Annotated in this window: 6 protein-coding genes; 3 read left to right on the forward strand and 3 right to left on the reverse strand. The window is 33.9% G+C overall.

Annotation, left to right across the window (positions count from 1 at the left end; genetic code table 11):
- Positions 1-393 precede the first annotated feature (393 nt).
- Positions 394-1,194 (forward strand): Cof-type HAD-IIB family hydrolase, encoded by an 801-nt coding sequence (locus tag BA768_RS17625; protein ID WP_065721834.1) that lies wholly within the window; start codon positions 394-396, stop codon positions 1,192-1,194.
- Between the two features lie 29 nt (positions 1,195-1,223).
- On the opposite strand, the gene BA768_RS17630 is transcribed toward BA768_RS17625, so the two are convergent.
- Positions 1,224-1,580 carry a response regulator transcription factor gene (locus BA768_RS17630; RefSeq protein ID WP_065721835.1) on the reverse strand — a complete coding sequence of 119 codons (357 nt, stop codon included), beginning with the start codon at positions 1,578-1,580 and terminating at the stop codon, positions 1,224-1,226.
- 183 nt (positions 1,581-1,763) lie between these two features.
- On the opposite strand from BA768_RS17630, the gene BA768_RS17635 reads away from it, so the two are divergent.
- Together BA768_RS17635 and BA768_RS21805 are read left to right on the forward strand one after the other, a co-directional pair.
- Positions 1,764-3,290, forward strand: a complete 1,527-nt coding sequence (locus BA768_RS17635; RefSeq protein WP_065721836.1) for a PAS domain S-box protein — start codon at positions 1,764-1,766, stop codon at positions 3,288-3,290.
- A complete protein-coding gene (locus BA768_RS21805) occupies positions 3,253-3,381 on the forward strand; it encodes an ATP-binding protein (protein ID WP_083206732.1) in 129 nt (42 codons plus the stop codon). Before BA768_RS17635 ends, BA768_RS21805 begins: the two co-directional genes overlap by 38 nt.
- Before the next feature lie 149 nt (positions 3,382-3,530).
- Here the strand turns inward: BA768_RS21805 and BA768_RS17640 are convergent, their stop codons facing one another.
- Together BA768_RS17640 and BA768_RS17645 are read right to left on the reverse strand one after the other, a co-directional pair.
- Positions 3,531-5,792, reverse strand: a complete 2,262-nt coding sequence (locus tag BA768_RS17640; protein ID WP_228388481.1) for a glycosyltransferase — start codon at positions 5,790-5,792, stop codon at positions 3,531-3,533.
- A gap of 38 nt (positions 5,793-5,830) precedes the next feature.
- Positions 5,831-6,859, reverse strand: a complete 1,029-nt coding sequence (locus tag BA768_RS17645) for a pesticidal protein Cry7Aa (protein WP_065721837.1) — start codon at positions 6,857-6,859, stop codon at positions 5,831-5,833.
- Between the last annotated feature and the right edge of the window lie 259 nt (positions 6,860-7,118).

Here is a 7,118-nt window from a genome sequence, read left to right on the forward strand (position 1 = left end):
CTCTCAATTTTGTGAGAATAAAATCGTAAATTGCATCTAGGTTATTCATGAATGTATTTGATTGGTAGTCAATACAATTTACAAATTTTTGTAACATGAATAACTTTTTTTATAATGCACTACGGGTTAATGTATAAATAAGTAAAAAGGTTTAGAAATCCTATCGTATTCATTATACCGTTTAGTCTTTTGGGATCGCTATAATTTCGGTAATAAATCATGAGAACATTTAACAAAGAGCGGAACAATTTCGCAGATATCCTTGTGCTAAAAAAATAATAGTATTTGTATACATTAATATATCAGATTTTATAATTGATTATACTTTTACACAAGTAAGTTCTGATAAATAATTGTTTGTATTTTTATAAAATAAATGTTGTAGTAATTAATATGAATTCTGTAAAAAGCCCAAATATTAAAGCTGTCTTTTTCGATATTGACGGTACTTTAATTAGTTTAAAAACCAAAGTAATTCCAGAGTCAACTCAAAATGCCATAAAAAACCTTCGGGAAAAAGGTATAAAAGTGATTGTAGCAACAGGTCGGTCTATCAATGACCTCAATCATATTAAACATATTGAGTTTGACGGCTTCCTTACATTTAATGGAGGATACTGTATGACGATTGATGGTCAGGTGATGTTTAAACAGACTATTCACCCTGAAGATATTAAGAATTTGATTAACCATTCGGAAAAATCAAGTGTGAGCTTTTCATTGATGTATGAAGATAAAGTAAGAATCAGCCACGAAAGTCCACAAGTCTTGGAGTTATATACTCACGTGAATATTCCAGTACCACCTTTGTATGATAAAGAAACTCTTGATATAGAAAATGTTTTGCAGGTTAATGTTTTTATTGAGCCTGAAAATGAAGTGTCATTTATGAAGCAAGTGATGCCTAATTCTCTATCCTCAAGATGGACATCTTTATTTGCTGATGTCAATCCGGGAGGAATAAGTAAGCAGAAAGGAGTAGAATACTTTTGTGAACATTTTAATATTGATGTCACCGAAACGATGGCATTCGGAGATGGCGGAAATGATATTTCTATGCTAAAGTTTGTAGAAATTGGAGTTGCGATGGGAAATGCCGGAGACAATGTTAAAGAGATTGCCGATTTTGTAACTGAGGAAGTTGATAATCACGGAGTCGAGGCAGCTTTAATACATTTTGGTTTGTTGGATTAAAAATAGATAAGAATAGAATCAAAATTAGATTAATCAATTACTTTTTTGATGCGTTCCAGTAAATTATCAATATCAAATGGTTTTGAAATAATATCATCCGGCTTGCAGTGATTACCTAAATGATGCAATTGTGCGTGAGCGCTCATAATTATCACGGGAATACCTCTGCTTTCTCTGCCTTGCTGAATGTTTTCACATAACTCAATACCAGAACCGTCAGGAAGCATTACATCGAAAATATACAAATTTGGATTTTCGTTGATATCTCTTTCTAAAAATTCTTGTGCTGTTGCAAATGTACTCACAGAGTAACCTTCTATGGTTAAAAGAAGTTTCAGGACATCTCTTAAAGACGACTCATCTTCTACAATGTATATTTTTTTCATTATTTATTAAAGCAATAAAGCAACTAATCAGAAAATAATTAGAATATTTACCGGATATTATTTTTTATATAAACAATTTGATTCTGAAAAATAAAATCATATCTGTTTAAATTTATTTATATTAACAGTACTTATTGATTATTATTTATAATAATACATTAAATTTGTGGATACTTTATTAAAATGAACTCCCCGGATCACATCAATCCTGAGCAGCTGCTCAGCATCCTTTTTCAATCACCCAACGCAACAGCAGTTTACACAGGAAGTGATATCAAGATTTTAAGTGCTAATTCTGCAATGCTAAAATTTTGGGGCAAAGATCGATCTGTCATAGGTAAGAATTTTACGGATGCCATTCCTGAATTGATTGATCAGCCTTTTCCTGATATTCTAAGAGAAGTATGGAATTCTGGAATTACATATTATGCCAAGAATTACCCTGCAACATTAGAAATAGACGGGGAACTTCAAGAATCTTACTTTGATTTCGAATATAAAGCTATTCTCAACGAAAAAGGTAAAACCGAGTTTATCCTTCATACGGCTTTTGAAGTTTCAGAACGGATGGCTGCCCAGAAATTAGTACTTGAAAAATCAGTCTCTGAGCAAAAGCTCAATGAAGAACTTTCAGCTATTAATGAAGAATATACCGCAACAAACGAAGAACTGTCTTCTACTAATGAGGAACTGATGACCGCCGAAAATAGCCTGATTAAATTGATAGCTGAACTTCACGATAAAGAGAAGCGTTTCCGTTTTATGATAGAGCAGTCCCCGGTTGCAATGGCTTCATTAAAAGGAGAGAATCTTATTGTCGATATCGTTAATGATATTGTACTTAATATATGGGGCAAAGATCGATCTGTTGTTGGTATGACACTCCCAGAAGCACTTCCAGAATTAAAAGGACAGCCATTTTTAGGGATTTTGAAAAAAGTCTATAAAACGGGAAAACCATTTTATGGGAACGAATTGAAAGTCTCATTGTCACATAACGGAAATCTTACGGATAGGTATCTCAACTTTGTCTATCATCGTACGAATGTTGATGGAGCAGAGGAGCACTCAATACTAATTGTTGCCAATGATGTTACTGAACAAGTTCTTGCCAGAAAGAACGTTGATGAAATCAATACAAGACTGGAAATTGCATTAGATGCAAGCAGTTTGGGGTCAACGGAAGTCCATCTTGCAACAGGAGTGATGAAAAGCAATGATCAATTTAAACGCAATTTTGGTTTTGAACCTGAGGAGGAGTTTGTTTATGCGGATCTTTTCGAGGCAATGTTTCCTGAGTATAGGGAGAAAGTTAAGGCACTAGTAAAGGAATCAATCCGAACAAATGGTATCTACAAAGCGGAATATCCTATAAAATGGAGGGATGGTTCTACACATTGGATTCAAGCTCACGGTCGACCTCGTTATGATGAGAATGGGAAAGGAGACCGTATGGTAGGGATGACTTTGGACATTACTGATAAAAAACTTTTTGAACAGCAAAAGGATGATTTCTTAAGTATAGCCAGCCACGAGCTAAAAACTCCTATAACTGTTGTCAAAGCCTGTTTACAATTTTTATATCGAATCAAAGACCAGCCTTTTTCAGATACCCACATAAGAATTCGACAGATATTACAGAAAAGACCACTCAGGAAAAGGGTATTCCGGATTGGGATTAGGTCTATATATATGCAGTCAGATTATTGAAAAACACAAAGGGGAAATTGGAGCGGAAAGTGTTTTAAATGAAGGAAGTACGTTTTGGTTTAAAATACCTATTTCGGAAACAATAATTTAATTAGACAATTACATATTTAAATGTATTGAATCTAAAAAAATATTCTAAGTAAATAAAAAATGGCGCTAACAGTCTTCAGTTGGCGCCATTTGGTATTTGTGACGTTGATGAACGTCTATAAAAAATTAAGTATATAATGATTTTAATTTTTAAAGACTAAGCCTTGCCATTAGATAACTAACCGTAGATTCTGCACCCTGATTAAGATTTACATTTCTCTCTTCAATTCCGTCGTAGCAACCTCCCGTTGCAGGGTTATAAACGATTTGATTCAAGTGATTTTTTCCTAAAAACCAATTGAATGATTTATTCATCATCTTTAAATATTTTTCGTCATCAAATACTTTGTAAAATGCAGATAATGCCAAAACAGTATAAGCTACATCAATAGGCTGTTCTCCGCCAATTGGAGTGTCGTTTTCAGTGTTTTCTTTTTGCATCCAGCCTTTATTGGAAATCACTTTTATATTATCATCAATCATAATTTTAGATAGTAAGAACTCGAAAGATTCTTCCGCAATTTGTTTAGAAAGCTCATCTTTAGTTGAAATCCAAGCGCACAGTAGAGCTTCTGACAATACACTGTTTCCGTAGGTCAGATAACTCTCAAACCAACGCCAATCGTTTTTTGCTTCGTGTTGATACATTTTTACCAAACGATTCGCTAATTCTTTTAACAATAAAAGGTTTTTTTCTGAATTTTGATAATGCAATCCTTTAATAATAAAAGCCATTGCTCTTGTAGAATGGATTTTTTCTGCCCAAATAAGATTTTTTTGAATGATTTTCTCTGCAGTCTCAGACAATTCCTGTGACAAAATTTCTTTTAATGAAATTAAATAACCTAAAGCCCAGACTGCTCTGCCGTTGGAATCATCAAGATTGGTCTCGTAATTCTGTTGTGTAAACTGTTTGTGCTCGTCGACGTAATTCAGGAAACTTCCGTCTTCCTGCTGGCAAAATTGGATAAAATTTAAATAAATTGCAATTAACTGCAAGTCTGCTTTGTCTCTACTGCCCTCAAAATGCTTGCAAATAGCAATCATCGCCCGCGCATTATCATCCAAAGTGTAACCTGAATTAATATCCGGTTTGCTGATTTTAGAAAACTGAATCATTCCGAAATCTGTCGTCATATTTTGAATATGCCCAAGATTGATTTCCGGTAGAGTATATTTGAGTTCTGTTTTATTATTTCTAAGTTTATGAAATAATAAAGTGTGTAAAATAGATGAATTTTCCCAAGCTGTAGGAGCCATTTTTTCGAGTGATTTTGAACGTAACTCCTCCCGTTTGCTTTCATTATCTAATAACGTGTTTACTGCAGTAGAAAGTTGCTTTGAAGCCTCAAAATCAATAATAATCCCCATATCTTCTTTTAAGACTTCCAAAGCGTGTGGGATTGGAGTAGAAACAATCGCGCATCCGCTACTGATTGCATAGGAAAATGTGCCGCTCACCGCCTGATTTCTGTCTTTTGATGTGAAAAGATAAACATCGGTAAGCTGAAGATATTCTAGTAATTCTGGGAGTGGTAGATAATCATTGATAAAGCGGATGTTGTTTTCCAGATGCAGTGTACAAGTAAGATCTTCCAAAAATTCACGATATTTCTCGCCTTCTTGCCTTACTATTGCAGGATGTGTTTTGCCAAGAATTAAAAAAATAACATCAGGATTTTTAGCAATGATTTCCGGTAAGGCTTTCAGTGTCGTTTCAATATTTTTTCCGGAACCTAATAATCCGAAAGTAGAAAGAACTTTTTTGTTTTTAAGATTATACTTTTCTTTCAACGCAATTTTGTCTGTGAAAGGTAGAAGGTGCGTTCCGTGAGGGATTACAGTAATTTTATCAGGAGGAATTTCATAATCATTCGAGAGAATGTCCGCAGAAATACTAGTCATTACAATAAGAGATCTTGCAAAACCGGCGATCTCTTTCACCTTTTCCTTTAGCTCTTTACCCGGTTTTGGCAAAACAGTGTGAAAAGTAATGATAACATCTTTTTTTAAGTTCTTGAGAAAAAGAAACAAACCATTTCGGGTTTCATTAAAAAAGCCGAATTCATGCTGAAGCATCACCAACTCAACAGTATCATTTTTATTGATCTTTGCAGCCAATTCCAAATAAGAAACGGCATCTGAGATATTTAATTTATACTCGGTATATTCATTATACTCATAGTTTTCCTCTTCTGTTTCTATCGGACAAATAATCGCATTAAAGGATTCTCCGAATTTCGAATGAAGAGATTTTATAAGATCCTGTGTATAAGTGGCAATTCCGCATACTTTTGGAGGAAAAGTGCTTACAAAGACAATGTTGGTTTTATTATAGGTTTTGTGTTTTTTATCATTATAAGGTTGTCTAATTGCTTTATCCTCCACGTCTGAATTAATATTTTTATTCATTTTTAATTTCTTTTTAACCATATTCTGCCTAATCATCTTTATACAGCGTACATCATTAACTCTTTCAATAATTTTGAAATATTGAGTGATGCAACAGCTATCCTTTCGTCTGCAGCTCCATAATAGATATACAGTCTGTTGTTTTCCACAATGGTTCCTGTTGGGAAACACACATTGTTAACTTCACCCTTCAGTTCCCATTCTTCTTCTGGTTTGAAAAGTGGATAAGGAAGTCGGGAAATTTCTTTTTCTGGATTTCCAATGTCCAATAAAGCTGCACAGGCGTTGTAAACATAACCGTTAACGGTGTCATAAACACCGTGATAGATCATCAGCCAGCCATATTCTGTTTCTATTGGCGGACAACCACCTCCGATATAACTTGATTCGTGATCGTATTTCGGTGATAAGAGAATATGGTCTTTAAAATGTGAAAAGTAATCCTGCCAGAAATCAGAATTCAGATCTTCGATGTTTTTTACGCTGACGATCTGAATTTCAGGTCTTATTCTGTGAAGGAAATAAAATTTATCGTTTATTTTTCTTGGAAAGAAAATCAGATTTTTATCCCATAAAAAGATGAGGTCACTGTCAGTATGACTAATTTGAAATTCGTTATATCTTCTATATTTATCCGGTATTAACCCCTCTGATTCTGATAAAAGCTTAAACTCTTCATAAGAAATTTTAGGAACAATAATGCCTTCATTTTTCCAGTATTTGAGGTCTTTGGAAGTTGTTAATGTTCCTAAAGCATTGATGCCGTCATAACTGGTATAGGTGAGATAAAATAAATCATCTATTTTTACAATTCGAGGATCTTCTACACCGTGTTTTTCGTATTCAGATTCAGGAATGATGATTGGCGAATCTGACCGTTTTTCTACCGTAAGCGGATCTGACAATACACAATGCCCGACAGTAGAAAAATTACCTTTGGCAACAGCCCGGTAAAATAAATATATTTTGCCATTTTCCTTAATAACAGCAGGATTCAGAACTCCTTCGTTTTCAAAACTTAAATTAGTTTTCCTGAGTATAATTCCTTCTTTTTTTATTTCTACCATTTAGGTTTTTGCGTTGCGACTTTCATTTTCTTTGCCTTTCCTTTTGTTTTGCTTGTCTTCCCGCTTCTCTTTTAGTGATTTTGCCGCAGGTATTTTATCTGTTTTTTTCTTTGTATCCTATTCTATTGACATTGTACGTCTTCAAACTAACTTGGACATTTTGGAATAAATCCTTAAGGAGTATTTAGGGTTATAAATTTATTAATTTCTGTTGAAAATACAACTGTCTTCTTTTTCGGATTGAATCCGATTTTATTTG

The organism is Chryseobacterium sp. CBo1, from assembly GCF_001693475.1.
Classification (GTDB): domain Bacteria; phylum Bacteroidota; class Bacteroidia; order Flavobacteriales; family Weeksellaceae; genus Chryseobacterium; species Chryseobacterium formosense.